At 63.1% G+C, this 22,051-nt stretch carries 24 protein-coding genes; 4 read left to right on the top strand and 20 right to left on the bottom strand.

The window, feature by feature from the left end; genetic code table 11:
* Positions 1-48: 48 nt before the first annotated feature.
* The 12 genes from FB597_RS13105 to FB597_RS13160 form a co-directional block, all read right to left on the bottom strand.
* Positions 49-1,077: an ABC transporter permease gene (locus FB597_RS13105; RefSeq protein WP_186442784.1), complete on the bottom strand. Its 1,029-nt coding sequence runs from the start codon at positions 1,075-1,077 to the stop codon at positions 49-51.
* A complete protein-coding gene (locus tag FB597_RS13110; RefSeq protein ID WP_144769788.1) occupies positions 1,058-2,545 on the bottom strand; it encodes a sugar ABC transporter ATP-binding protein in 1,488 nt (495 codons plus the stop codon). The genes FB597_RS13105 and FB597_RS13110 overlap by 20 nt, the downstream gene beginning before the upstream one ends.
* Complete coding sequence (locus FB597_RS13115) at positions 2,542-3,747, bottom strand: ROK family transcriptional regulator (RefSeq protein ID WP_255517167.1); 1,206 nt, start codon at positions 3,745-3,747, stop codon at positions 2,542-2,544. Before FB597_RS13115 ends, FB597_RS13110 begins: the two co-directional genes overlap by 4 nt.
* 146 nt (positions 3,748-3,893) lie before the next feature.
* Entirely contained in the window at positions 3,894-5,441 is a 1,548-nt protein-coding gene (locus tag FB597_RS13120; RefSeq protein WP_144769790.1) for a methyl-accepting chemotaxis protein, read from the bottom strand.
* 530 nt (positions 5,442-5,971) lie between these two features.
* Positions 5,972-6,973: an NADP-dependent oxidoreductase gene (locus FB597_RS13125; protein ID WP_144769791.1), complete on the bottom strand. Its 1,002-nt coding sequence runs from the start codon at positions 6,971-6,973 to the stop codon at positions 5,972-5,974.
* Positions 6,974-7,086: 113 nt separating this feature from the next.
* On the bottom strand, positions 7,087-7,296 hold the full coding sequence (locus FB597_RS13130) for a hypothetical protein (RefSeq protein WP_144769792.1): 210 nt from the start codon (positions 7,294-7,296) through the stop codon (positions 7,087-7,089).
* Complete coding sequence (locus FB597_RS13135) at positions 7,293-8,099, bottom strand: oxidoreductase (RefSeq protein WP_144769849.1); 807 nt, start codon at positions 8,097-8,099, stop codon at positions 7,293-7,295. Before FB597_RS13135 ends, FB597_RS13130 begins: the two co-directional genes overlap by 4 nt.
* A 123-nt stretch (positions 8,100-8,222) precedes the next feature.
* On the bottom strand, positions 8,223-8,831 hold the full coding sequence (locus FB597_RS13140) for a TetR/AcrR family transcriptional regulator (protein WP_141913514.1): 609 nt from the start codon (positions 8,829-8,831) through the stop codon (positions 8,223-8,225).
* 152 nt (positions 8,832-8,983) lie between these two features.
* A complete protein-coding gene (locus tag FB597_RS13145) occupies positions 8,984-9,736 on the bottom strand; it encodes a 2-keto-4-pentenoate hydratase (RefSeq protein WP_144769793.1) in 753 nt (250 codons plus the stop codon).
* 10 nt (positions 9,737-9,746) lie between these two features.
* Positions 9,747-11,177, bottom strand: a complete 1,431-nt coding sequence (locus tag FB597_RS13150; RefSeq protein ID WP_144769794.1) for an amidase — start codon at positions 11,175-11,177, stop codon at positions 9,747-9,749.
* Positions 11,178-11,963, bottom strand: coding sequence for a transporter substrate-binding domain-containing protein (locus FB597_RS13155; protein WP_144769795.1), 786 nt, complete (start codon positions 11,961-11,963; stop codon positions 11,178-11,180).
* A gap of 65 nt (positions 11,964-12,028) precedes the next feature.
* Entirely contained in the window at positions 12,029-12,754 is a 726-nt protein-coding gene (locus FB597_RS13160; RefSeq protein WP_144769796.1) for a GntR family transcriptional regulator, read from the bottom strand.
* A 269-nt stretch (positions 12,755-13,023) separates the two neighbouring features.
* Here FB597_RS13160 and FB597_RS13165 point away from each other — a divergent pair, with 269 nt between their 5' ends.
* The 4 genes from FB597_RS13165 (at position 13,024) to FB597_RS13180 (ending at position 17,107) form a co-directional block, all read left to right on the top strand.
* Positions 13,024-13,359, top strand: coding sequence for a helix-turn-helix transcriptional regulator (locus FB597_RS13165; protein ID WP_141913519.1), 336 nt, complete (start codon positions 13,024-13,026; stop codon positions 13,357-13,359).
* Positions 13,360-13,416: 57 nt separating this feature from the next.
* Positions 13,417-14,700 (top strand): arsenic transporter, encoded by a 1,284-nt coding sequence (locus tag FB597_RS13170; RefSeq protein WP_141913520.1) that lies wholly within the window; start codon positions 13,417-13,419, stop codon positions 14,698-14,700.
* A 78-nt stretch (positions 14,701-14,778) separates the two neighbouring features.
* Positions 14,779-15,207 (top strand): arsenate reductase (glutaredoxin), encoded by a 429-nt coding sequence (arsC, locus tag FB597_RS13175; protein WP_141913521.1) that lies wholly within the window; start codon positions 14,779-14,781, stop codon positions 15,205-15,207.
* Positions 15,208-15,415: 208 nt separating this feature from the next.
* Positions 15,416-17,107: a phosphoethanolamine transferase gene (locus FB597_RS13180; protein ID WP_144769797.1), complete on the top strand. Its 1,692-nt coding sequence runs from the start codon at positions 15,416-15,418 to the stop codon at positions 17,105-17,107.
* A 337-nt stretch (positions 17,108-17,444) separates the two neighbouring features.
* Here the strand turns inward: FB597_RS13180 and FB597_RS13185 are convergent, their stop codons facing one another.
* The 8 genes from FB597_RS13185 to FB597_RS13220 form a co-directional block, all read right to left on the bottom strand.
* Positions 17,445-17,867 (bottom strand): hypothetical protein, encoded by a 423-nt coding sequence (locus FB597_RS13185; protein ID WP_141913523.1) that lies wholly within the window; start codon positions 17,865-17,867, stop codon positions 17,445-17,447.
* Complete coding sequence (locus FB597_RS13190) at positions 17,864-18,568, bottom strand: hypothetical protein (RefSeq protein ID WP_141913524.1); 705 nt, start codon at positions 18,566-18,568, stop codon at positions 17,864-17,866. Before FB597_RS13190 ends, FB597_RS13185 begins: the two co-directional genes overlap by 4 nt.
* Positions 18,540-19,064 (bottom strand): hypothetical protein, encoded by a 525-nt coding sequence (locus tag FB597_RS13195; protein ID WP_255517175.1) that lies wholly within the window; start codon positions 19,062-19,064, stop codon positions 18,540-18,542. The genes FB597_RS13190 and FB597_RS13195 overlap by 29 nt, the downstream gene beginning before the upstream one ends.
* Positions 19,065-19,135: 71 nt before the next feature.
* Positions 19,136-19,876: an EscJ/YscJ/HrcJ family type III secretion inner membrane ring protein gene (locus FB597_RS13200; protein ID WP_141913526.1), complete on the bottom strand. Its 741-nt coding sequence runs from the start codon at positions 19,874-19,876 to the stop codon at positions 19,136-19,138.
* Positions 19,873-20,181, bottom strand: coding sequence for a type III secretion system inner rod subunit SctI (sctI, locus tag FB597_RS13205; RefSeq protein WP_141913527.1), 309 nt, complete (start codon positions 20,179-20,181; stop codon positions 19,873-19,875). The genes FB597_RS13200 and sctI overlap by 4 nt, the downstream gene beginning before the upstream one ends.
* Before the next feature lie 20 nt (positions 20,182-20,201).
* Positions 20,202-20,477 carry an EscF/YscF/HrpA family type III secretion system needle major subunit gene (locus tag FB597_RS13210; protein ID WP_304599179.1) on the bottom strand — a complete coding sequence of 92 codons (276 nt, stop codon included), beginning with the start codon at positions 20,475-20,477 and terminating at the stop codon, positions 20,202-20,204.
* Positions 20,478-20,491: 14 nt separating this feature from the next.
* On the bottom strand, positions 20,492-21,730 hold the full coding sequence (locus FB597_RS13215) for a PrgH/EprH family type III secretion apparatus protein (RefSeq protein ID WP_144769799.1): 1,239 nt from the start codon (positions 21,728-21,730) through the stop codon (positions 20,492-20,494).
* A 2-nt stretch (positions 21,731-21,732) separates the two neighbouring features.
* Entirely contained in the window at positions 21,733-21,999 is a 267-nt protein-coding gene (locus FB597_RS13220; protein ID WP_141913529.1) for an acyl carrier protein, read from the bottom strand.
* Between the last annotated feature and the right edge of the window lie 52 nt (positions 22,000-22,051).

The following is a 22,051-nucleotide window of genomic DNA, read 5'->3' on the forward strand; positions in this document are numbered from 1 at the left end:
CCGATCACGGAAACCATTCACGGAAATCATTCAGGGAACGCCCCGGCTTCACTTCCTGCCGCGCTGCATGAAGGCCACCGCGATGATCACGAAGCCCTGCACCGCCGCGTTCAGGTACACGCTGATGATGCTGGTCAGGTTGAGGATGTTGCTGATCACCGAGAGCAGGATCGCGCCCACCACCGTGCCGGCGATGCTGCCCGCGCCGCCCTTCAACACCGTGCCGCCCACGATCACCGCGGCGATCGCCTCCAGCTCCCACAGCAGGCCGGTGGTCGGCGATGCCGATCCCAGGCGCGGCACGTAGAGCAGCGTGGCGATGCCCACGCAGACGCCCAGCAGCATGTAGGTGAGGATCTTGACCTTGTGCACATCCACCGCGGCGTACTGCGCCACCTGCTCATTGGAGCCGATCGCCTGCACGTAGCGGCCGTAGGCGGTGCGGTTGAGGATCACGCCGCCCAGCAGCGCCACCAGCAGGAACACCCACACCGGCACCGGCACGCCCAGCAGATTGGCGTAGTACACCGGGCTGTAGATGTCGGAGAGGTCGTTCTCCAGCGTGATGGCGCCGCCGTTGGAAAAATAAGTCAGGTAGGCGCGGAAGATGCCCAGCGTGCCCAGCGTCACGATGAAAGGCTCGATGCGCCCCTTGGTAATGAGCAGGCCGTGCACCAGCCCGAACACCGCCCCCAGCGCCACCGCCAGCAGCATGCCCGCGGCCACGGCCGCGATGGGCGAACCCAGCACGGGCGCCATGGCATTCATGAACAGGATCACCGAGCCCGCGATCAACGCCGCCATCGAGCCCACCGACAAGTCGATGCCGCCGGAAATGATGACGAAGCACATGCCCACTGCGATGATGCCGATGAAGGCGGTGCGCGTGAGCACGTTCATCACGTTGTCGTAGGTGGCGAAATTACTGTTGAGCAGGGTGCCGGCAATGCACAACAGCACCAGGCCGATGACCGGCCCAAACCCGTGCAGCCGGCTCCACCAGGCGGACATGGCGGCGGTGCGGGGACTGCCGCCGGGGCGCGCGGCGGCGGCGTTTTCAGCGGGTACCTGTGGCATGGACGATCAACTCCTCTTCGGTCAGGTGCGACTCTTGCAGCGTAGTTTGCAGGCGACCGGCGCGCATCACCGCCACGCGGTGGCACAGGCCGATCAGCTCCATCAGTTCGGACGAAATCACGATCACCGCCAGGCCCTGCGCCGCCAGGCGTTGCACCAGGTGGTAGATCTCGCGCTTGGCGCCCACGTCCACGCCGCGCGTGGGCTCGTCGAGCACTACCACCGACGGCTCCGGATGCAGCACCTTGGCCAGCGCCAGCTTTTGCTGGTTACCGCCGGACAGCGCAGATGCGCGCACCTCCAGCGCGCCGGCGCGGATGCCGAACTCCTGCACCGCGGCGCGCAGCGCGGCCTGTTCGGCGGCCGGGTCGAGCCAGGGCCTGGCGTAGCGCTCCAGGGCCATCAACGTGAGGTTGGGACGCAGCCCCAAGTGCACATGCAAGCCCTTGCCCTTGCGGTCTTCGCTGAGATAGGTGAGGCCGTGGCGCGCCGCATCGCGCGGGTTCCTGATCTGCACCGACTTGCCCGCCAGCTCCAGCACGCCGCCGGCGCGCGGGCGCAGGCCGAGCAGGCCCTCGAACAATTCGGTGCGCCCGGCGCCGACCAGGCCGGCAAAGCCCAGTATCTCGCCGCGCCGCACCTCGAAATCGATATCCTCGGCCCAGCCCGGCACCGTCATGCCGCGCACCCGGATCGCCGGTGCGCCATCCGGCGCCGGCAGCTTGGCCGGGAACAGGTCGGCCAGCTCGCGCCCCACCATCAGGTTGGCCATCTGCCGCCGCGTGAGCGACGCCGTGGGTTCCCGCGCCACCAGCAAGCCGTCGCGCATCACGATCACCTCGTCGGTAGTCCGTTCCACCTCGTCCAGCTTGTGGGAGATATAGATGATGGTCACGCCCGCGGCCTTGAATTCGGCCATCAACGCGAACAGGCGCTCGGTTTCGCCCGGCGTCAGCGTGGCGGTGGGCTCATCCATGATGAGCAGGCGCGCGCGGCGGGCCAGCGCGCGGGCAATCTCCACCAGCTGCTTCTCGGCCACGATCAGCTTGCGCACGCGCGTGTCGGGATCCAGCGGCAGCCCGACCTTGGCCAGCGCCGCGCGGGTCTGCTCGCGCATCGCGCGGTCGTCGAGGAACGGGCCCTTGCGGATCTCATGCCCGAGGAAGATGTTCTGCATGATCGTGAGATCGTCCGCCAGATTGAATTCCTGGTGGATCAGCACGATGCCCTGCGCCTCGGCCGCGCGCGGACCGCCGCCCGGCGCGCGCACGGCGCCGTCGATCGCCACCGCGCCGCCGCTCGGGCTCTCGTAGCCGGCCAGGATCTTCATCAGCGTCGACTTGCCGGCGCCGTTCTCGCCCAGCAAACCGTACACGCGGCCCGGCTGCAGCGCGAAATCCACGCCATGCAGCACGCGCACCGGACCGAATGCCTTGGTCACGTTGCGGAATTCGACGGCCACGCTCATGGCGCATCTCCCGCGGCGCTGACCATGCTCTGCTGCATGGCCAGCACCCCCGCGCCCACCACGCCGGCATCGTCGGCCAGGGGCGCGTACTGAATTTCAAGATGGCGGGTGGAGAGCGCCAGCGAGCGGTGGTACACGCTCTGGCGCACCGAGGCCAGGAACAGCGGCCCCATGTCGGCGACCCGCCCGGCAATGAACACGTGCGAAGGATTGAAGAAATTGACCACCGAAGCCAGCATCTGCCCCACCAGGTTGCCCGCGCGCTGGATGATGGCATTGGCCGCCACATCCCCGGCCCGGCTGGCCTGGGCCACGTCTTCCAGCGTCAGCGCGCCGGTCGCCTGCAGGCGTTCGACCAGCAGCGCGCTCTCGCCGCGCTGCGCGGCCTGCACCGCCATGCGGGCCATCGCCGGCGCCGCCGCCATCGCCTCCACGCAACCCTGGTTGCCGCAATGGCAACGCGGGCCGGACTGGTCCACGCAGATATGGCCGACGTCGCCGGCCGAGCCGTTGGCGCCGCGATAGACCTGGCCGTGGCACACGATGCCGCAACCGATGCCGGTGCCGACCTTGATGACCAGAAAATTGGGCAGGTTGCGCTGCAGCCGGTACATTTCGCCGAGCGCCATCAGGTTGACATCGTTGTCCACGAACACCGGCGCGGCGAACGCCTCGCGCAGGTAATCGCGGATGGAAAAACCGTCCCAGTCGGGCATCAGCGGCGGATTGACCAGCTGGCCGCTGGCGAAGTCCACCGGCCCCGGCACGCCCACGCCGATGGCGATGAGCTGTGTCGCCGGCCGCCGGCAGCGCGTGAGCAGCTCCCGCATCAGGCCGCGCAGCCGCGCCAGGATCACGCCCGGCCCCTGGCGCACGTCGATGGGTTCGCGGTGGCGCGCCAGCACGGCCATGTCCGGCCGCATGACGGCCACCTGCATGCTGGTGGCGCCCAGGTCGACGCCGATCACCACGCCCAGCGTCTCGCTCAGGCGCAAGGTCTCGGCGCGGCGGCCGCCGGACGATTCCTGCAGCCCCACCTCGTCGAGCAAACCCTCGTCCAGCAAGGCCGCCACCATGGCGTTGGCCTTGCTCTTGGAATAGGCCAGCCGCTGCGCCAGCGCGTTGCGCGATGCGCCGGCCGACCAGAAGATGGTCTGCAAGACGTCGAGGTCTTCCGTGCCGCAGTTGTGCCAGCGTGCCAAGATTTGTCTCCGGTCGTAGCGCCTCATGTCGGACGCTTGCAGGAATACTATGTGGTCGGCTTTGGCTTATCAAGTCGTAACTTAGACCTAATTCAGGTCAATCCAGCGCTGCCAGCAACGGCTGCCATGCGCCCGGTCAAACACCGTCATCCGAGCTTGAAGGTCCCGACCACCAGCGCCAGCTCGCTGGCTTGCCCTTTCAATGAATCGGCCGCGGCGGCGGCCTGTTCGACCAATGCCGCGTTCTGTTGGGTGGTCTGGTCCATCTGGGCGATGGCCTGGTTGACCTCATTGAGCCCGCTGCTCTGTTCTTGCGTAGCGGCCGTGATTTCGCCGACGATGCCGGTCACGCGCCTGACGCTGGCGACCACCTCGGTCATGGTCGCGCCCGCTTGTTCGACCAGCTTGCTGCCGGCGCCCACCTTCTCCACGGAATCGTCGATCAGCGCCTTGATCTCCCTGGCGGCCGCGGCCGAACGCTGCGCCAGCGAACGCACCTCCGACGCCACCACCGCGAAGCCGCGGCCCTGCTCGCCGGCGCGCGCCGCTTCGACGGCGGCATTGAGCGCCAGGATATTGGTCTGGAAGGCGATGCCGTCGATCACACCGATGATGTCGGCAATCTTGCGCGAGCTCTCGGTGATGCCTTCCATGGTCTGCACCACCTGGCCGACCACGCTGCCGCCCTGGATCGCTACGTCGGAGGCCGATTCGGCCAACTGGTTGGCCTGGCGCGCGTTGTCGGCGTTTTGCCTGACGGTGGAGGTCAACTGCTCCATGGCCGAGGCGGTCTCTTCCAGCGAGCCGGCCTGCTGTTCGGTGCGCGAGGACAAATCGAGGTTGCCGCTGGCAATCTCGGACGTGGCCGTGCCGATGGTGTCGGTGCGCTGGCGCACTTCGCTGACGATATTGCGCAGGCTCTCGTTCATCGCGCGCAGCGCTTCCATCAAACGGCCGGTCTCGTCGCGCCCCCTGGGCCGGATATACACCGTCAAATCTCCCCTGGCCACCCGTTGCGCCACCTCGACCGCCGCCTTGAGCGGACGGGACACATTGCGCCCCACGGCAAACGCCAGCACGCATGCGATCAAGACGGTGGCGCCCAGCAAGCCGAAGATCCAGATCTCGGCCACGGTATATACGCGATACGCGGCCCGGTCGGCGCGCGCGCTGCCTTCGCCGTTGATTTTCACGATCGCCTCAAGATTGGCCACCATGCTGCGGAACACTTTGCCGGATTCGCCGTTGAACAAGGCCCGCGTCTCGTCGTATTGCTGATTGGCCGCCATCTCGGACAATTGCTTATCCATCTCGACATAAGCGGCGAAACTCTTGCTGAACTGCGCGTATTGGGCTTTCTCTTCCGGTTCCGAGATGCGCTGCTCGTAAATGGCGCGCTGCTTGGCAAGCATGCCCAGGCGCGCCTGGATGGCCTGGTTGGCGGCAGCGCGCTCAGCCGGTTGCACCGCCGTCACCAACTCCAGCTCGGCGATGCGCATGAGCGGCAGCGAACGTTGTATCTCCCTGGCCGCCTCGATCGAGGGCATCCATTTGCTGACGATTTCCGCCGATGCCTTGTTCACTTCCTTGAGCTGGCTGACGGAGAACAAGCCGACCATCACCGTCAAGGCGATCATCAGGCCGAAGGAAAAGGCGAGTTTTCTTGCGATATTCAGATTCAAAAACCAGTTCATGTCATCCTCAAATTCCGGTTTGTATCGTTTTTTTTTGGGGGGGGAGGAACGGATCGACAGCGAAGCGATATCGAAACCGGATCCGGTCATTGTTGGCGAAATGCCGGATCGCGCGCACACGAACCTGGGTGTGACCGTCGGAAGCGCCAGGAGGAGATGCGATACCGGCGTTAAGGAATGGGGATCTCGTGGAGACGACCAGCCCCCATTTCATCAGCAGGAGTGAAATGCGTCCTGGCTCGACACGTGCGCCACCTCCCCCGAGGCCACTCGACAAAGCGAGGCCGGGATGAATATTAAATATTCGGGGGATGTCTTTCCAATGAATTAAATCGCGGGCTTAATGCCCTAATCGATATCATTTGGCGCGGCGGGAATCCGCCTGTCTGCGCAAGCCGATTCCCTGTCCCGCGTTCTTGGCAAGCCGACAAGGCCGCTCATCATGACGGGCAGGAGCGGGGCCGGGGCCGCGGAAAGTGCGCCGCCATCCGGGGCTGACGGCCTCTTGCGGCTGCCGCCCCGCGGCGCATCTATTTGACCTTGATAACGACCTTGCCCTTGGCACGTCCGGCCTCGACATAATCCAGCGCATCATTGGCCGCGTCGAACGCAAAGACTTTATCCACGACCGGACGTATCGCGCCGGAATCAACCAGCGACGCAATTCTTTTCAATTGTTCGCCATTGGCCCGCATGAAAAGAAATGAAAAATTGACATTGCACTGCCTTGCCTTTCTTTTGGCGCCAAAGCTTAAAATCCGCATGATCGATGCGACCAGCCACGAAGCCCCGATCTCTTTTGCAAAATCCGAATCCGGCGGCCCGGAGATGGAGACCAATGTCCCGCCCTTTTTCAGGATGCGCATGGATTTCTCCATCGTCTTGCCATCCTGGCTATGCAAGACAACGTCATAGTCCGACAAGATCTTTTCAACGTCATCCCGCTTGTAGTCGATCACAATATCTGCGCCAAGGCGCCTCACCCAATCTGCATTGGCGGCACTGGTACTGGCCGCCACCGTTGCGCCCAGGTGCTTCGCCAGCTGGATGGCAAATGTCCCAACCCCGCCGGAGCCGGCCTGGATGAAGACCTTCTGCCCCTTCTTCAATCCCGCTTTTTCGACCAACGCCTGCCACGCAGTTAAACCGACCAGCGGCAGCGAGGCGGCTTCTTCCATCGAGATCGATTCCGGTTTCAAGGAAACGTCTTTTTCATTCATCGAGATGAACTCCGCGAATGTGCCGATCCTGCCTTTGTCTGGGCGGGCATAGACTTCATCCCCGGGCTTGAACCGGCTTACCTTGGCCCCTGTCTTGATCACCACGCCGGCCACATCGTTACCTAAAATCAAAGGCAATCCATAGGGCAAAATGAGTTTGAATTCTCCGTTCCTGATTTTGGCATCAAGCAGATTGACGCCTGCGGCGTGGACTTGGACCAATACATCATCGTCACGCACATCCGGCTCCGGCATGTCGGCAGGATGCAGACGGTTATTGCGGCCATAGCGTTTGATGATGAATGCCTTCATGATGTCTTTCCCGATTCTGTTTAGGTGTTCCTGCATGCTGGCCGTGGTTTCATGGCTCGCTGCAAAATATTGACTGCCTGGATTTTCCCGATGCCGACGCCATCGAAACGCTCTCACATGATTCCCAAATATGCGCGCAGGCGCATGTCGTCGCCAGTGAAAATCGCCATGGCCTCAACCTCCGGATGCATGGCTTTCGCGGCTGCCGCATGCCGGGTCGCGGCGGCGACGGCAGGACATTCCGCTTCCGCAGCGTTTTCCAATCGACCGCTTTCCTGCTCTGCGTCACGCCGCCTGATTTGGCAGCGAACCGGTATCTTCATGATTCCAGCCGCAAGTCTTTTCTGATACCGGCATCGACCAGGGCCGCCGGAGCGAATCTATGCAAAAAGCGCAGGCGCCTCGCCAACCCGCCGGCGGAATAACGCAGCATGGGGCGGCGGGCACTTGCCGCTTTGAGCACGGTGTCAGCCACGACCTCCGGGCCGTCTGCGCCGCTCACCAGCTCTTTTACGCGCTGTTTCAGGGCCGCGCGAATTTCACTGTACAGGTCGAGCGCATTGTCGGGCTCCATGGAATTCACATCGAACCGGGTATGGATATAACCAGGCTCGATAACCGAGACGCGAATGCCCATCGTGCGCAATTCGTGGTCGAGCGATTCCGAATACCCCGCTACGGCATGCTTGGTCGCGGAGTAAAGCGCCATGTACGGCATGGGCAGAAAACCCAGCACCGAACCGATATTGAGGATACGCCCGGCACGCTGCCGGCGCATGTGAGGAACCACGGCGCGCGTCATTCGAACCAGCCCGAAAAAGTTGGTTTCAAAGATCGAGCGGGCCTGCTCAAGCGAGCTCTCCTCCGCCGCAGCCGGAGCAACGCCGAAACCGGCATTGTTCACCAGCAGATCGATTCGGCCGCTTTGCTTCATCACTGCGTCGACGGCAGCGTCGACCGAATCGTCGCTGGTCACATCGAGCGATAGCATGTCGAACGGCTGTTGGCCCTGAGCCCCGCGCCGACTCGTGCCGTAAACCTTATAGCCGGCTTGTGCAAGCCGCAACGCGCTTGCTTCGCCAATCCCCGAAGAGGCTCCGGTCACCAGTGCGATTTTCCTGTCCATCATGTTCTCCCAACTTTCATCAGCAAGCCTTCGGCGGCTTTAAACCAGGTTTTTCCACAAAAAATATTACGATCATCATATTTATAATCAAAAAAACAGGCACGCATGCTCGTACCCCTGAAGTCAGGAATCGGACGGTGCCAGTTTTTTCCGTGCCGCCTCGAGAAAACTTTCAGACAACCTGGGGTCGTCGACAGCCCGCGCCATGATCATGGCGCCGACAATCGAAGCGACGATCATGAGCGCTTCTTCATGTCCAGCCGGGGTTCCCCAGCCGGGCAGCTCGCGCGCGACCACATCGATCATCTCTTTGATGCGGCGGGTCGCGGCGTGCCGCACCTCTGGCGCCTGGCGCGGCATTTCCGAACCCAGCGCGGAAATCGGACAGCCGGTTTCAATCCCGGCAAAATGCTCCGCCGACAGGTAGGCCTGGATCATTGCCGGCAAAGCCTGCCCGGGCGGAACCGCGGCAGCGATGCGTTCCGACAGACCGACGGCTTCCGCGCCGGCACGATCCGCCGCTTCCGCCAGCAACGCTTCACGCGACGCGAAGTGGGCGTAGAAGCCGCCGTGCGTCAGCCCGGCTTCCTTCATGATGTCGGCCACTCCGGTGCCGTGATAACCGCTGCGCCGAATCGCGCGCGCGGCGACCTCAACGATGCGCTCATGCGTGATTTCCTTGCGGCTGGCGGTTTTTTGCCCAATGGCTTTCGATTTCATGATGACCATCATATATCATTTCGCAAAAAAATGCTCAGCGAATCCATTTGCGCCGTTTTCCTGTCGCGCCCTCCACCGCCTCCCCCTTGCATCGTTTCACTGCCCAAAGGCTCGGCCACCACGCCATGGATGCCCGGCCTCCCCGGCATGCCTTGGCCAGGTTGCTACACGCCAAATGTACACATCACCGCATTCAATCGTCCCAGCCGCCCGATCACCGCGGCCGGACTTCCAATGAAATGCATGCCGGTGCACGAGCCGGTCATGACGACCTGACCTTTTTGCAAGGGCATGCCGCGTCGCTGCGCATGCCTGGCCAGCCAGGCGACGACCATCTCCAGATCGCGCATGGGGTTGCCGCCCTTGGCCTGGGCGACCAATGCACCGCCGACCTCCAGGCTGGCCTCGAGCCCGGAAAAATCGATCCGGCCCATCGATTCGATCGGGATTTCCGGGCCGAGGACGATGGCGCCATGGCTCTGCAGGTCGGCCAATGCCGCGTTGGGATTGGGGCTAGGAAATGGCGCCAGCCTGGTTTCGACAATCTCGAAAGCCGGCATTGCGGCGTCGAATATTTCGCCGATATCGATGCCCGATGCCGCCAGCTCGCCCGGCCCGACATCGGCGCGCAGGCGCAGGGCCAGCTCGACCTCCACACCGCACAGCGGCCACTGGCTCAGCGTGAATGCGGCGCCGTCGCCAAGGATGCCGAGCGCGGGCAGCGGCGCGCAGTGCGGCTCATGCCCCGCCCCCTTGTGCCCGACCTTCCAGCCGCCGACAGGCCCCAGGAAATCCAGGCAGGCATCCTGCACCGCGTAGGCCTGCTCTCTGCTGTCGACCGGCACTTGCCGATAATCCAGGGGAATGCGGCTTTCCCGGGCCTGCCGCAATAGCCGGGCGATGTCGTGTGCTTGCATCGGTTCTGCCTCAATCAGGCGCCAGAGATGGCGGCATGGCCATGCCCAGGGCGGGCAGTTCCATTGCAATATGTTCGGCGAACGCCAATAGCGCGGCGTCGGCGCCGTGCGGCGCGATCAGTTGCATCCCGGTGGGCAGGCCGGCGACCAGCCCGGTGGGAATGACGATGGCAGGCAGCCCGACCGCGTTGGCCAGCGCGGTGAAGACCGCGTGGTCGCGCGGCCCGGCGGGCCGGCCGCCGATGATCGCCGGGAAAGCCTCATCCGCCGCCCACGGCAAGGCGGCCGTGGCGGGCGTGAGAATGAAATCATGCGCATGCCACAGCTGCGCCATCGCGCGCCGCAGCAGCATCACTTCGCGCTGCAGCGCATACAGCGCGCTGCCGGGCAACGCACGGCCGGCCATCAAGGTCGCGCGCGCCGCCGCGCCGCACTGCTGTTCAAAGGCGTTGGCCCGATCCGGCGCGCCGGGCTGTGCCTGCGCCAGCCACGCCAGGCCGGCCGCCGACAGGGATGGCCACAACTCGTTGACGGCATCGGCCAGATTGAACGTGGCCTGCTCGACCACCACATGCCCGAGCCTGGACAGGCAGCGTGCAACCGCCTGCGCATTGGCCGCAATACCGGGATCGACCTCGACGCCGGCAAACCGCGGCAGGTAAAGAATGCGGCGCGCCGCTGCGACCTCGGAGGGCGGCGAGCGCAGCGGGTGCGCGGCCAGGACTTCCATCATGATCCGCACATCCTGGACCGACCGGCCCAGCCCGCCGACGCTTTCGTATTCCAGGAAAATCTCGGGCAGGCCGCCCTGCCGCGGCACCAGGCCTGCCGACGGCTTGAAACCGAACAGGCCGCAATGCGCCGCCGGCCGCCTGATCGAACCGCCGCCGTCGGTTGCCAGCGCCAGCGGGCCGCAGCCGGAAGCCACTGCCGCGGCGGCGCCTCCCGAGGAACCGCCGGGCGTCAGGCGCACATCCCAGGGATTGCGGGTGGTACCGAAGCGCAGATTGGAGGTATAGCCCTGCATGGCGAACTCGGGAAGATTGCTCTTGCCGAGCAAGACCGCGCCCGCCGCACGCAGGCGCGCCACCGGCAGTTCATCTGCCGCCTCCGGGCCGGCGCCGTAGAGCCGGCTTCCCCAGGTGGTCGGCATGCCGCGCACGTGAAGATTGTCCTTCACGGTCAGCGGTATCCCGTCCAGCATTCCCCATGCTGCGCCGGCAGCCCAGCGGCGCGCGCTGGCATGCGCCGCCTCCAGCGCACTATGGACGGCCACCGCGGTCATGGCATTGATGGTCGGCTGGCATTGCTCGATGCGCGCCAGGCACGCCAGCGCGGCGTCGACCGGCGTGAACGCCCCGCGCCGGTATCCGTCGGCCAGCGCCGCCGCGCCCAGGCGACACAGGTCGCCGGCGGCATCCATTTGCGCAGAGGGCTCCATTTACTCGGGCAGTTCGCCGGCCGGACGTCCCAGCCATTTTTGCGACAGCTTGTCGAGTTCGCCGCTGGCCTTGGCTGCGGCCAGGATGTCATTGAGGCGGGCCCGCAGCTTGTCTTCGTTTTTCGGAAGGCCGATGAAATTGGGCGAGACCTTCAGCACGAACTTGAATTCGGTGTTGAGCTGGGGATTGTTCTTCATCAGCACGTCGGCCACCTGCACGCTGGTCGCCACCAGTTGGGTCTGGCCCGCGGCGAAGGCGGCGATGGTGCTGTTGTTGTCTTCGAAACGGCGCAAGGTGGCGCTGGACGGCGCGACCTTGCTCAGTTCCATGTCATCCATCGAACCGCGGGTCACGCCGATGCTCTTGCCGGCCAGGTCGGGGCCGCCTTTGACCGCCATCGCCCTGGGCCCGAACACGCCGATGAAAAAGGGCGAGTACGCCGCGGTGAAATCGACCACCTTCTCGCGCTCGGCGTTCTTGCCCAGGGTCGAGATGACAATATCCACCTTGTGCGTCTGCAGGTAGGGAATGCGGTTGGCGCTGGTGACCGGCACCAGGACCGCCTTGGCGCCCAGTTTGGCCGCCACCAGGTTGGCCATGTCGATGTCCAGGCCCTTCGGCTGCATGTCGGCGTCGACAAAACCATAGGGAGCGAAGTCGGTCGGCACCGCGATCCGGATCTGGCGCGACTTCTGAATATCCTCCAGCATGCTCTGCGCGGTCGCCGCGCAAGCCGTGGCGGCCAGCAGCAGGCTGGCCAATACCTTGATTTTCCAAGTTTTCATTTCACTCTCCCTGTTGGCTGCGTCAATAGAAAACACCCCGCCGCCCGACGCGGCAGGCGTGCCGGTCAGTGCTGCAAAATCGGCGGGGCCTGCCAACCGATGCCCGCGGGCAAGGGCTGCAGGATGCGGCGCAGCCGCGCTACGGGATCGGCGCTGGCGGCGGCATGGGGCTCGCCATCGAGGGGGAGCTTGCGGTCCCAGGTATCCAGGTGGCTGTCCAGCAGCGCCTGTGCCCTGGCCAGGTCGCCCGCTTCCAGGGCCGCGACGATCGCCGTGTGCTCGGTATATGAGTGCAGCGCATCCTCGTCGGATTGGTGATGCAGCGCGATCAGCGTGGTGCGCGCGGTGAGGTCGCGCAGCGTTTCAGCCAGCACCGGATTGCCCAGGCAATCGGCCAGGCAAACATGGAAATCCCCCAGCAGGAAACTGCGCTGCGCAATATCGCCGCCTTGCAATGCCAGTTTTTGCCGCTTGAGATGCTGGCGCAACTTGCGCAGCGTGGCTTTATCCAGCGCCGTGCGCAGGCGCAGCAAGCCGGTTTCGATGACGCGGCGCGCTTCGAACGTCTGGAACGCCTCTTCCCGGCTGGGCTGCGCGACATACCAGCCGCTGCCGACGCTGGAGGTGACCAGCCGGCGCACCGCCAACCGGGTCAATGCTTCGCGCACGATGGTGCGGCTGCAGCCGAACAGGCTGGCCAACTGCTGCTCGCTCAACTTGTGGCCGGGCAGCAGCTTCCTGGCGAGAACCGCTTCCAGGATGCATGCGCTGATATCGGTTGATGTGGTCATGCCCAACCTGTATGCAGCTTTCGTGCCATATCTGTATTCAGGTTTGGCGACCACCATGCCTCAAATCCGGGCCATGGCGCGTTCAAGACGCGTCCTTCGTGGTGCGGCATCGCCATGCCTGCCCCACATTGGAACCTGCGGCGGCTCAAGGGGGATGCTTGGCATGATGCAGCGGGTTGTGGGGCGCCCGGCACCGCGAGCAAGGGCAACGACTTGCGCCGGCCAAACATTTCAATAATAATTGAAATGTTGAATCATTAAATACCGCCATGGAAACCAAAGCCGTCATCACCGCCCTGGCCGCGCTGGCCCAAGAGTCGCGCCTGGCCATCTTCCGCCATTTGGTGCAGCTCGGGCCTGAAGGCAGTGCCGCCAGCAAGATCGGCGAGCATCTCGACATTGCGCCGTCCTCGCTCTCGTTCCACTTGAAAGAACTGGCGCACGCTTCATTGGTGACTGCGCGGCAGGAAGGCCGGTTTGTGATCTACACCGCCAACTACGCCGCCATGAACCAGGTGCTCGGCTTCCTCACCGACAACTGCTGCGGCGGCAATGCCTGCGCACCCGCGGGCGTGCGCTGCCAGCCGGCGACTTCATCGAACTGACCTTACAACGGCCGCTTTCAGGCGCGCCGACCTCCCACTCACCATCAAGGACCCGACGTGCTTGCGGCATTTCTCATTTTCCTGCTTACCCTGATATTCGTGATCTGGCAGCCCAGGGGGCTGGGCATCGGCTGGAGCGCATGTGCCGGCGCCGCCGTGGCGCTGCTCTGCGGCGTAGTCCATTGGTCGGATATCCCGGCGGTGTGGCATATTGTCTGGAATGCCACCGGCACCTTCATCGCCATCATCATCAGCAGCCTGCTGCTGGACAAGGCCGGCTTCTTCGAATGGGCGGCCCTGCACGTGGCCCGCTGGGGCGGCGGCCGGGGCCGGTTCCTGTTCGGCTTGCTGGTCTTGCTGGGCGCCGCCGTCTCCGCGCTGTTCGCCAACGATGGCGCGGCCCTGATCCTCACGCCCATCGTCATCGCCATTCTGCTGGCATTGCGCTTCCCGCCCCGGGCGACCCTGGCCTTCGTGATGGCGGCCGGCTTCATCGCCGATACGGCCAGCTTGCCGCTGGTGGTATCGAACCTGGTCAACATCGTCTCGGCCGATTTCTTCAAGATCGGTTTCGCCGAGTACGCGTCCATCATGGTCCCGGTCAATATCGTCTCGGTGCTGGCCACGCTCCTGGCGCTTTTCGCCTGCTTCCGGCGCGACATTCCCGCAAGCTATGACCTGGCGCAGCTCCAGTCGCCGGCCGCAGCCATCCGCGACCGCGCCACCTTCGTTGCCGGCTGGTGGGTGCTGGCCCTGCTGCTGGCCGGCTTCTTCTGGCTGGAAGGCCTGGGCGTGCCGATCAGCGCGGTGGCCGCCGTCGGGGCGCTGATCTTGCTGGCCGTGGCCGGCCGCGGCCACATCATCTCCACCCGCGAAGTCGTCAAAGGCGCGCCCTGGCAGATCGTCTTCTTCTCGCTGGGGATGTACCTGGTGGTGTACGGATTGCGCAATGCCGGCCTGACAGGCTATCTCACGGGCGTATTGAATGGCTTCGCCCAGCATGGCGTCTGGGGCGCCGCCATCGGCACCGGCTTGCTGACCGCGTTCCTGTCCTCGGTCATGAACAACATGCCCACCGTGCTGGTCGGCGCCTTGTCGATCGACGCCGCCAGCGCCCAGGGCGTCGTGAAGGAAGCCATGGTGTACGCCAACGTCATCGGCAGCGACCTCGGCCCCAAGATCACGCCGATCGGCAGCCTGGCCACCCTGCTCTGGCTGCACGTCCTCGACAAGAAGAGCATCCACATCTCCTGGGGTTATTATTTCCGGGTGGGCGCCATGCTGACGCTGCCGGTGCTGCTGGCGACGCTATGCGCCCTGGCGCTCCGGTTGGGCGGTTGAGACGGCCCCGGCCGCTTTCCCATTGGCGACGCTCCCCGGCCGACGGGCTCCAAGCCGATTTCACACAAGGATGACACCATGACCACGATCTACCACAACCCTGCCTGCGGAACCTCCCGCAACACCCTGGCGATGATCCGCAACAGCGGCGAAGAACCGATTGTCATCGACTATCTCCAGCATCCCCCTTCGCGCGAAACCCTGGCCAAACTGATCCAGGATGCCGGCCTGGGCGTGCGCGAGGCGATGCGCCAAAAGGGAACGCCCTATGCCGAGCTGGGCCTGGACAACCCGGCGCTGACCGACGAGCAGTTGCTCGATGCCATGCTGGCCCACCCGATCCTGATCAACCGGCCGTTTGTGGTGACCTCCAAGGGAACGCGCCTGTGCCGGCCATCCGAAGTGGTGCTGGAGATCCTGCCGCATCCGCAACAGGGAGCCTTCACGAAAGAAGACGGTGAAGCCGTCATCGACGCGCAGGGGCAACGTGTTGCGTCGGGCAAGTGATCCGCCCTGTCACCCATCCCAAGACTTGCGGTTTCAACGAAACAAATTAGCGGTTAGCGTGTCATACCGCGCAGCCTGCGTTCACTGCACAACGTCCCGACAATAAATCGCTTTCCAGAACGAGGCCGCACAACAGAAACCAGGGTTCGAAGGGATGCGCCCAAGGCGCATGACGGATTTGCCGACGAGGGCGGCAGAAAGAGCAAAATTGAAACAATTGCGCAATCGGCTTTGCATCGGTCTGGTCGGCCTGGGCATGTTCTGGATGCTTGGCATGGTGAGCACGAATGAGCTGGCCAAGAGCAGCATCCTGATGGCGAGCGCCCTGCCCGGCATTACGGGAATGTTCATCGCCATCCCCTATTTCCGTCGGCGCCCCCATTGGTTGTCGGCGAGCACGTTCCTGATCCTCCTGCTTTTTTTCCTCGATGCGACGCTGAAAGGATTTTTGCGCGATTACTTTGGACTGCGCCCCAATCCGATCCTGGTCTTACAGGCCATCTTCAACTCGAATCCGAGTGAAACAGGGGAATTCTTTCGGCACAACTGGCGCAACGTGGTAGAGGCCGCACTCGTCTTTCTCGCATCCTGTTTCCTGGCATTCCTGGCCCAACGAAAACTTGCCGGCATCGAGCCCGATACCAGCGCCGCGCCGCTGAAACGGCGCAGCCTCGTCGGCATTGGCGCGCTTCTCACGGTGTTCCTTGCGCTGCACTTCAATCCCACGATGGCCAAGGAAAATCCGCTCCTGTTCTGGCCGCTTCGCTACCTGGACTATCGCGCACAGGTAGTCCGGGCCGAGAACATGTCGAGGGACATCGAGCGCAACATGGCCAAGAAATCCGACTGGCAGGTTCAGTACGCGGGACCGGATCGCAACACCGTAGTGTGGGTGATTGGAGAAAGCATCAACCGCGCCAACATGTCCCTGTACGGTTATCCGCGCAACACGACACCGTTGCTGAACTCGATGCGCAAGGAGCTGATCGTTTTCCGGGATGTCGTGTCGTCAGAGCCGGCGACCATGGCTTCGCTAATGAAGATGTTCACGCCGGCCGACATCGATGACCCAGACGAGTGGAATCGCAAACCCGACGTGCTGATGCTGGCCCAGGAAGCCGGCTTCAAGACGTTTTGGATTTCCAACCAGGTCCCCAACGATGGCTGGCTGGGATTGGTGTCGAACCGCGCCAGCGAAAAGCTCTTCATCAACAAGGGCGCCGGGCGCGGCGAAAACAATTTCGATGGCAACCTGCTGCCTGGCTTGGAAGCCGCATTAAAGAATCCCGCCCCGAAAAAGCTGATCGTGGTCCATCTCCTGGGCGCTCACCCAACGTACGACATGCGCTACCCCAGGGAATATGCGAAGTTCGATGGCGCCCTCGACCACATTTCAGAACAACTCGCCAGGGCCGAGCGCCCGGTGTGGATTCGCCAGCTGCGCAATGAATACGACAACGCCATCGCATACAACGACTATGTTGTCGGCAGCATGCTCCAGTTGACGATGAAGATGACGCACCAGGATCACGCCAGCCTGGTCTTTAGCTCAGACCACGGCCAGGAAGTCGGCCACACGAGAAACCATGCCGGCCAATCCATTTCGGACGCCACCGGCTACGAAATCCCCATGCTATTGTGGACCAAGTCTTTTGCCGGAAAAAATCCGGAAGAGAAAGCCATGCTCGAACATCGCGCCTACCAGACCGACCATTTCGAGCACACCGTGCTGGGCCTTCTCGGCGTGCGCTCGATTTACTACGAAGCCTCGCGGGATATCCTCAGCGAGAATTTTCACAGCCAGGATTTCGTCAATGGCTTGCGGCGCATCAATGGACGGCCATATGAGCCGCGTACGGTCATGTATCAGCAAAGTCCGGTGAATGCAGCAAGTAAGTGAGTAAGTGAGTAAGTGAGTAAGTGAGTAAGTGAGTAAGTGAGTAAGTGAGTGAGTGAGTGAGTGAGTGAGTGAGTGAGTGAGTGAGTGAGTGAGTGAGTGAGTGAGTGAGGGAGAAGACGCTTGAGCTCTTCTTGGGACGAGATGACTGAAGAGCTGCCTTCGAACCTGGTTTTGGCATCCCTTCCCTGACAACAAATACGATTCCCAAAACAATACAGCCGCGCTTGCCCGCGGCTGTATACCCTGATGATCATCAGCAAACTGCTGCGGCAAGAACGGTTTGGCCGCGCTGGTCCTGTCGCGCGCTCTCATCAATTCAAAGTGGCGCAATGATGGCTTACCACGCCTCGGGGGTTTCCGGCTGCAAGATCATCTTTATCATAAAGTTGTTGAAAATCCCGTTCGACACCACTGCCAGGCCCATGCCTTTGTACAGCGCAGCATAGGCCTCGCTGCCCTCCCCGCCGTCTTCCTTGAGCCGCTCCATTACAGCCCTGAGCGCCTTCATGTGGGTAGGAATTGCCTTGTAGGGCGTGCTGCCATCGGCAGCCACAAAATTGCGCAGGCAATCGATGATCTCATTGCTGCTCAAGGCAGGATTGGCCTCCCACCGCTGTTTCAGCTCCGCATAAAGCTGATCGATGGCGCCATCCTCGGCCTCGGGCTGCGCCTGGTTGGCCAGACGGCTTTCCAGGCTGACCGGCGACGGCTCATTGGTCGACAGGATACTCTGATGGGGTCCAGACAATGGGGAAATCATGGATGCTCCGGTGACGATCTTGGAATAGGTGAGGATGCCGGTTCGAGCATCGCCGCCAAGCGTTCCTGGCCGATGTCGGCGGCAGCGGCGCAGGCAGCGTGCAGCGACTGTAGTCTGGCCATGACGCGGGAGCTGGCGCTAGCCACAAAGTCCTCCGCAGAGAATTCGGCGACGTAGTCGCCATGCCGTAACACGAAGCGATCGTGAGGGTGATAGTCGATGCCGATCGGCGCCGAGATACGCTGCTGCAACCGTGCCATCAGGCAGCGATGCCCGGCGCGCAAGGTATCGGGCAGCAACAGTTCCAGCGGGACGTTTTCCGCCGTGCCGCCGGACTGCTCGCGCAGGCATTCCTCGAAGGCCGCCATCACCACTTCCGGGTCGTCTACGCTGCACCTGAGCAAGCGTTCGGTTTCATCGCGCAGCCGCTCTTGCAGCCGTGCCGCCAGCACGGCGTGGTCGGCCAGGTAATCCGCCACCACCGTCAGGCTTTGCAAGATTCCCGCCGCGTAACCTTCGGCGCGCGCCTCCCGGTATCGGTCGGCGACCTCCTCCTGTGCCTGCGCCACCAGATCGCCGGCTGCCCGACGGGCATGGTCCAGCACCGCCGAGGCGCGCAGATTATTGCGCAAATAAGCGCTGCGGATGCGCACTCCTTCTTCAGGAATGACTTCACAGACGGTATGGATAATTTTTGGCATAGTCAATTGCTTGAGAAATCAGGAACAGCTCGCCCACCGTCACAGGCCGGCGCGGCGCATCGAAACAAGCGTCCAGATCCGGGGGAAACAATAACCGCATGCACGCCTGCAAGTCGGCCGGCGCCTGCTGCTGCCATGCCAATACCAACGCCAGGCCCGTAGCCTGAACCGCCAGCAGCGAGTCGCCTCCCATGCTCGCGCCGCCCGCGGCCATCGGAGTGGACGGCATGACCGGCCATGACAAGGCCATGAACCGGCGCACCGGCAACGGCAGGCGCAGCAATCTCCCACGCCAGACCAGTTCTGCCTTCAGCACCTGGGCCCCCAGCAGCGCGCAGATGTAGGGCCATTGCTGCCAGTGCCGCAGCAAGAGATGGTCCGGCACGTCCCGGATGCTGCCCACGGTCGCTACCTGGTCCAGCAGCAGGCGATTGACCACGGCGCGCTGGCGCGGATTTCCCAACCCGGCCGCCAGGCGCATGCGATCGGGATGCACATAGGCCAACGGATCCAGCAAGAGCCGCGCCGGAGCGTCGTGCAACGCAGGCCGATCAGGCAACTGAAGATTCATTGGTCTCTACCGGATGGTCTTTGCGGCCGCAGGTTGGCAAGCGGCCCGCGATAGCGCCAGCCCAACCATGCCAGCACACCCAAGATCGCCGCCGCCAGTGCAGCGATCATGACGGGCAGCGGCTGACCAGGCTTGCTCGCCAAGCGCGGCGCTTCATGCTGCAACTCGCCTCGTCGAGAAAGCACGACCGAGATATTGTCGTACTCGACCTCTGCGAAACTGTTCTTGAGGAAGCGCTTGATATCGTTGATCAGCGTCGGCGAATCGACCTCCCCTTCATAGCTGGCCAGGGCCGACAGATGAATGGGCTGTGCCTTGCGGCCGCCCTCTCCGGCATCCATGTCATAGCTTACATGCACCCGCGCAGTGACCACGCCGGTCATGGTCAGGAGCGACTGCTCCAGTCGTTGCTCGATCCCGGAATAGAGCCGGGCCTTCTCGGCACGCGGCGAAGTCACCAGGCTGTCGGCCGGGAACATGTCGGCGATCTGCACGGTCTTGCGCGAAGGCAGGTCATAGGCCTTGAGGATATCGACGGCCGCCGCAAAGTCGGGCTTGTCGACCTCAATGCTGTAGCCGTTCTTGCCATTGTCCCGTTTGGTCGCATCGATGTTGTGGCGATACAGGACCGCCAACACCTCGTTGGCCTGTCCTTGGTCCAGCGCCTGCAGCAATCCTTCGCGCCCGCAGGCCGCCAGCAGCAGGCACAACAGTACGGAAATGGCCAGCCGCTTCATGCTCGCATGAGGGTCTCAGCGGTACCCGTCACCTTGTGCGTGATAACGCCGATGGTTTGCACCTTCTGGCTGTATTCACCCACGCGCACCTGCAGTGCAAACAAGCTTCCCGGCTCGGACAGGTAGACGGGGTCGTTGGCCTTGGCCAGGATGTGAGCGTATTCGGCCTGCACCTGCACCGAGGTGGAGGCATAGGCGTCGCGCAGGCGATCGTCCAGCGAGGTCGTCGAGACCTCTTCCGGCGTGATATCGACCGCCTGCGGGGAGTCGCCGGGCTGGATTGCTGTAATAACTGTCTGATGCATACTTGAATGGCCTTCCGATATCAGCGGAAGTTAGCCAGGATGGTGGCGTCCGTGTCCTTGAACGCCTTTACCGTGGACGATTGGGCATTGCGCAAGATACTGACTTCGGAAATCACCGCCTGGTACTCTGCCAGCAAAGCCGGGTCGGTGCTGCCGGAACCTGTAGTGCCGTTGCCGGCCAATTGGCTACGCAGGTCCTTCTCCCGGGCAAAGAGCAGACTGCCCCCCTTCTCAAAGCTCTCTGCCGTTTCCACCATCAATCCGCCGCCTTGGTAAGGCGTTGTTGCATCTGCCATATAAAACCTCCTGTTTAAAGTGTATGTGGGAAAAACCAATGCTGACGAGTCAGCTTGAAATACTCCGGGCCGCCATACTTGAATGACTTGCCCTTGAATTGCTTGTCCTTGAGTACCACCGAGAAATGGACATAGCGATGACCGAAGTCGTGGTAAAACGCCTCGGTGAATTCCTGCAGCCGGGCCAGGTCGACGTCGCTCAGCCCGCTGGCGATCGTGTATGTGACGCTGTCGGCATTGCTTTGGCGTCGGTAGTCGATCCCGAAGCGGTCCAGGCCGCTGCGGGCCTGGTTGTCAATCAGCTCATCGGACCAGTTGGCCATGCCGATGCTCTGGGCATAAGGCATCCAACTGCGCAGGCTGCCTAGCAGTGATTTCTGCGTCTGCTGGTCGAGGTGGGTGCGCTCCTGGCTCAGTATCAGCAGCGGCCGCGCCGGATCGTCCAGCTTGAGACGATGGAAAACCAAGGAAGGACAGTTTTCCCGCAACAGCTTGTCGATGCGCTGCTCCTCCGTCCGCAGCGTGGCCACCTGAACCGAGGCAGCCATGCCCTCGCGAGCGAGCGCCTGCCGGGCCCACAAGGCATCTCGTTCGTTCTGCGCGAACAGATAAACCAAATCGTCATGCCCTTTAAGCAAGCGATACTGGCCACTATTGCCCGCCACGACGGTCGCCGCATCAGCCACACGCCGCTCACCCTGGAGATGCATCCAGTACAGCAGGCCGGAAGCCAACAGCGCGGCCAGCACGATGAAGCCCGCCAGCGCGGTCAACAGCCTGGATTGACGACGCGGCTTTGTGGCGGCGACCTCCGCCAGCGATGCTTCGGCGCCAACGATGCCAGGCTCCCATTCGCTGTCCGCAGCGCGCACCGCGAAATCCAGCGGACCGACATGGCAGATCTGCTGAAAGTCCTGAGCCCGCTCCTGCGGCTGCGGATGCAGCGTGCGCAGGCGAAAGCCATCGCCCGCATCGGCATCAATGAGTACCTCAAAATTGCTACCGCCCTCCATCGGCAAAACGATCGTGCCTTCTGGGAAATCGCCCCCTTGCTCCATCAGCTTGTCCGACGGCCCCACGATCACAAGTGTCGCGCCTTCCGGCAACGCGTACTCGCAGCCGCACAAGGGGCCATTCAATAGCCGCAAGACAGCCCGTTTGGCAGCTGCTTCAATCTTTGGTTCAAACTTCGCATCCGCCTGCGCGCCGGCCAATTCCCTGGCAGGCACTTCTTTTTCGGCGATGGTGATCATGCTTACTCCCTCGTTACCATAATCGTCTTACCGCGCAAACGCTCCACCACGTCGCAGGCGCCGCTCACCGTGAGCAGCTGGGGCAACGCCTCGGCATCGATCTCTATATCGAACATGTCGTTGAGCATGTACGCGACTTGCAGCAGATCCAGCGAGTCAGCGCCCAGGTCATCGACCAATAGCGCCTGTTCGTCCGGCAGCCCTGCGGTCATGAAATATTCCCCCAGAAAGCTGCGCACCTGAGTGCGCAATTCATCGCGAGTCATCATGCTCCTCCCGCGAATGCACCTGGTTCACTCCCCGGCGCCGCCCCTCCCCGAG

The organism is Herbaspirillum sp. SJZ099 (assembly GCF_007828355.1).
GTDB lineage: Bacteria > Pseudomonadota > Gammaproteobacteria > Burkholderiales > Burkholderiaceae_D > Herbaspirillum.

What these genes read in the sequence shown, in the direction of transcription:
- FB597_RS13130 (WP_144769792.1), bottom strand. Translation starts at nt 7,296, where the DNA reads ATGAAGATACCGGTTCGCTGCCAAATCAGGCGGCGTGACGCAGAGCAG.
- FB597_RS13160 (WP_144769796.1), bottom strand. Translation starts at nt 12,754, where the DNA reads ATGACCACATCAACCGATATCAGCGCATGCATCCTGGAAGCGGTTCTC.
- FB597_RS13185 (WP_141913523.1), bottom strand. Translation starts at nt 17,867, where the DNA reads ATGATTTCCCCATTGTCTGGACCCCATCAGAGTATCCTGTCGACCAAT.
- sctI (WP_141913527.1), bottom strand. Translation starts at nt 20,181, where the DNA reads ATGCATCAGACAGTTATTACAGCAATCCAGCCCGGCGACTCCCCGCAG.
- FB597_RS13120 (WP_144769790.1), bottom strand. Translation starts at nt 5,441, where the DNA reads ATGAACTGGTTTTTGAATCTGAATATCGCAAGAAAACTCGCCTTTTCC.
- FB597_RS13210 (WP_304599179.1), bottom strand. Translation starts at nt 20,477, where the DNA reads ATGGCAGATGCAACAACGCCTTACCAAGGCGGCGGATTGATGGTGGAA.
- FB597_RS13215 (WP_144769799.1), bottom strand. Translation starts at nt 21,730, where the DNA reads ATGATCACCATCGCCGAAAAAGAAGTGCCTGCCAGGGAATTGGCCGGC.
- FB597_RS13165 (WP_141913519.1), top strand. Translation starts at nt 13,024, where the DNA reads ATGGAAACCAAAGCCGTCATCACCGCCCTGGCCGCGCTGGCCCAAGAG.
- FB597_RS13105 (WP_186442784.1), bottom strand. Translation starts at nt 1,077, where the DNA reads ATGCCACAGGTACCCGCTGAAAACGCCGCCGCCGCGCGCCCCGGCGGC.
- FB597_RS13220 (WP_141913529.1), bottom strand. Translation starts at nt 21,999, where the DNA reads ATGATGACTCGCGATGAATTGCGCACTCAGGTGCGCAGCTTTCTGGGG.
- FB597_RS13135 (WP_144769849.1), bottom strand. Translation starts at nt 8,099, where the DNA reads ATGGACAGGAAAATCGCACTGGTGACCGGAGCCTCTTCGGGGATTGGC.
- FB597_RS13125 (WP_144769791.1), bottom strand. Translation starts at nt 6,973, where the DNA reads ATGAAGGCATTCATCATCAAACGCTATGGCCGCAATAACCGTCTGCAT.
- FB597_RS13110 (WP_144769788.1), bottom strand. Translation starts at nt 2,545, where the DNA reads ATGAGCGTGGCCGTCGAATTCCGCAACGTGACCAAGGCATTCGGTCCG.
- FB597_RS13145 (WP_144769793.1), bottom strand. Translation starts at nt 9,736, where the DNA reads ATGCAAGCACACGACATCGCCCGGCTATTGCGGCAGGCCCGGGAAAGC.
- FB597_RS13155 (WP_144769795.1), bottom strand. Translation starts at nt 11,963, where the DNA reads ATGAAAACTTGGAAAATCAAGGTATTGGCCAGCCTGCTGCTGGCCGCC.
- FB597_RS13150 (WP_144769794.1), bottom strand. Translation starts at nt 11,177, where the DNA reads ATGGAGCCCTCTGCGCAAATGGATGCCGCCGGCGACCTGTGTCGCCTG.
- FB597_RS13200 (WP_141913526.1), bottom strand. Translation starts at nt 19,876, where the DNA reads ATGAAGCGGCTGGCCATTTCCGTACTGTTGTGCCTGCTGCTGGCGGCC.
- FB597_RS13140 (WP_141913514.1), bottom strand. Translation starts at nt 8,831, where the DNA reads ATGATGGTCATCATGAAATCGAAAGCCATTGGGCAAAAAACCGCCAGC.
- FB597_RS13190 (WP_141913524.1), bottom strand. Translation starts at nt 18,568, where the DNA reads ATGCCAAAAATTATCCATACCGTCTGTGAAGTCATTCCTGAAGAAGGA.
- arsC (WP_141913521.1), top strand. Translation starts at nt 14,779, where the DNA reads ATGACCACGATCTACCACAACCCTGCCTGCGGAACCTCCCGCAACACC.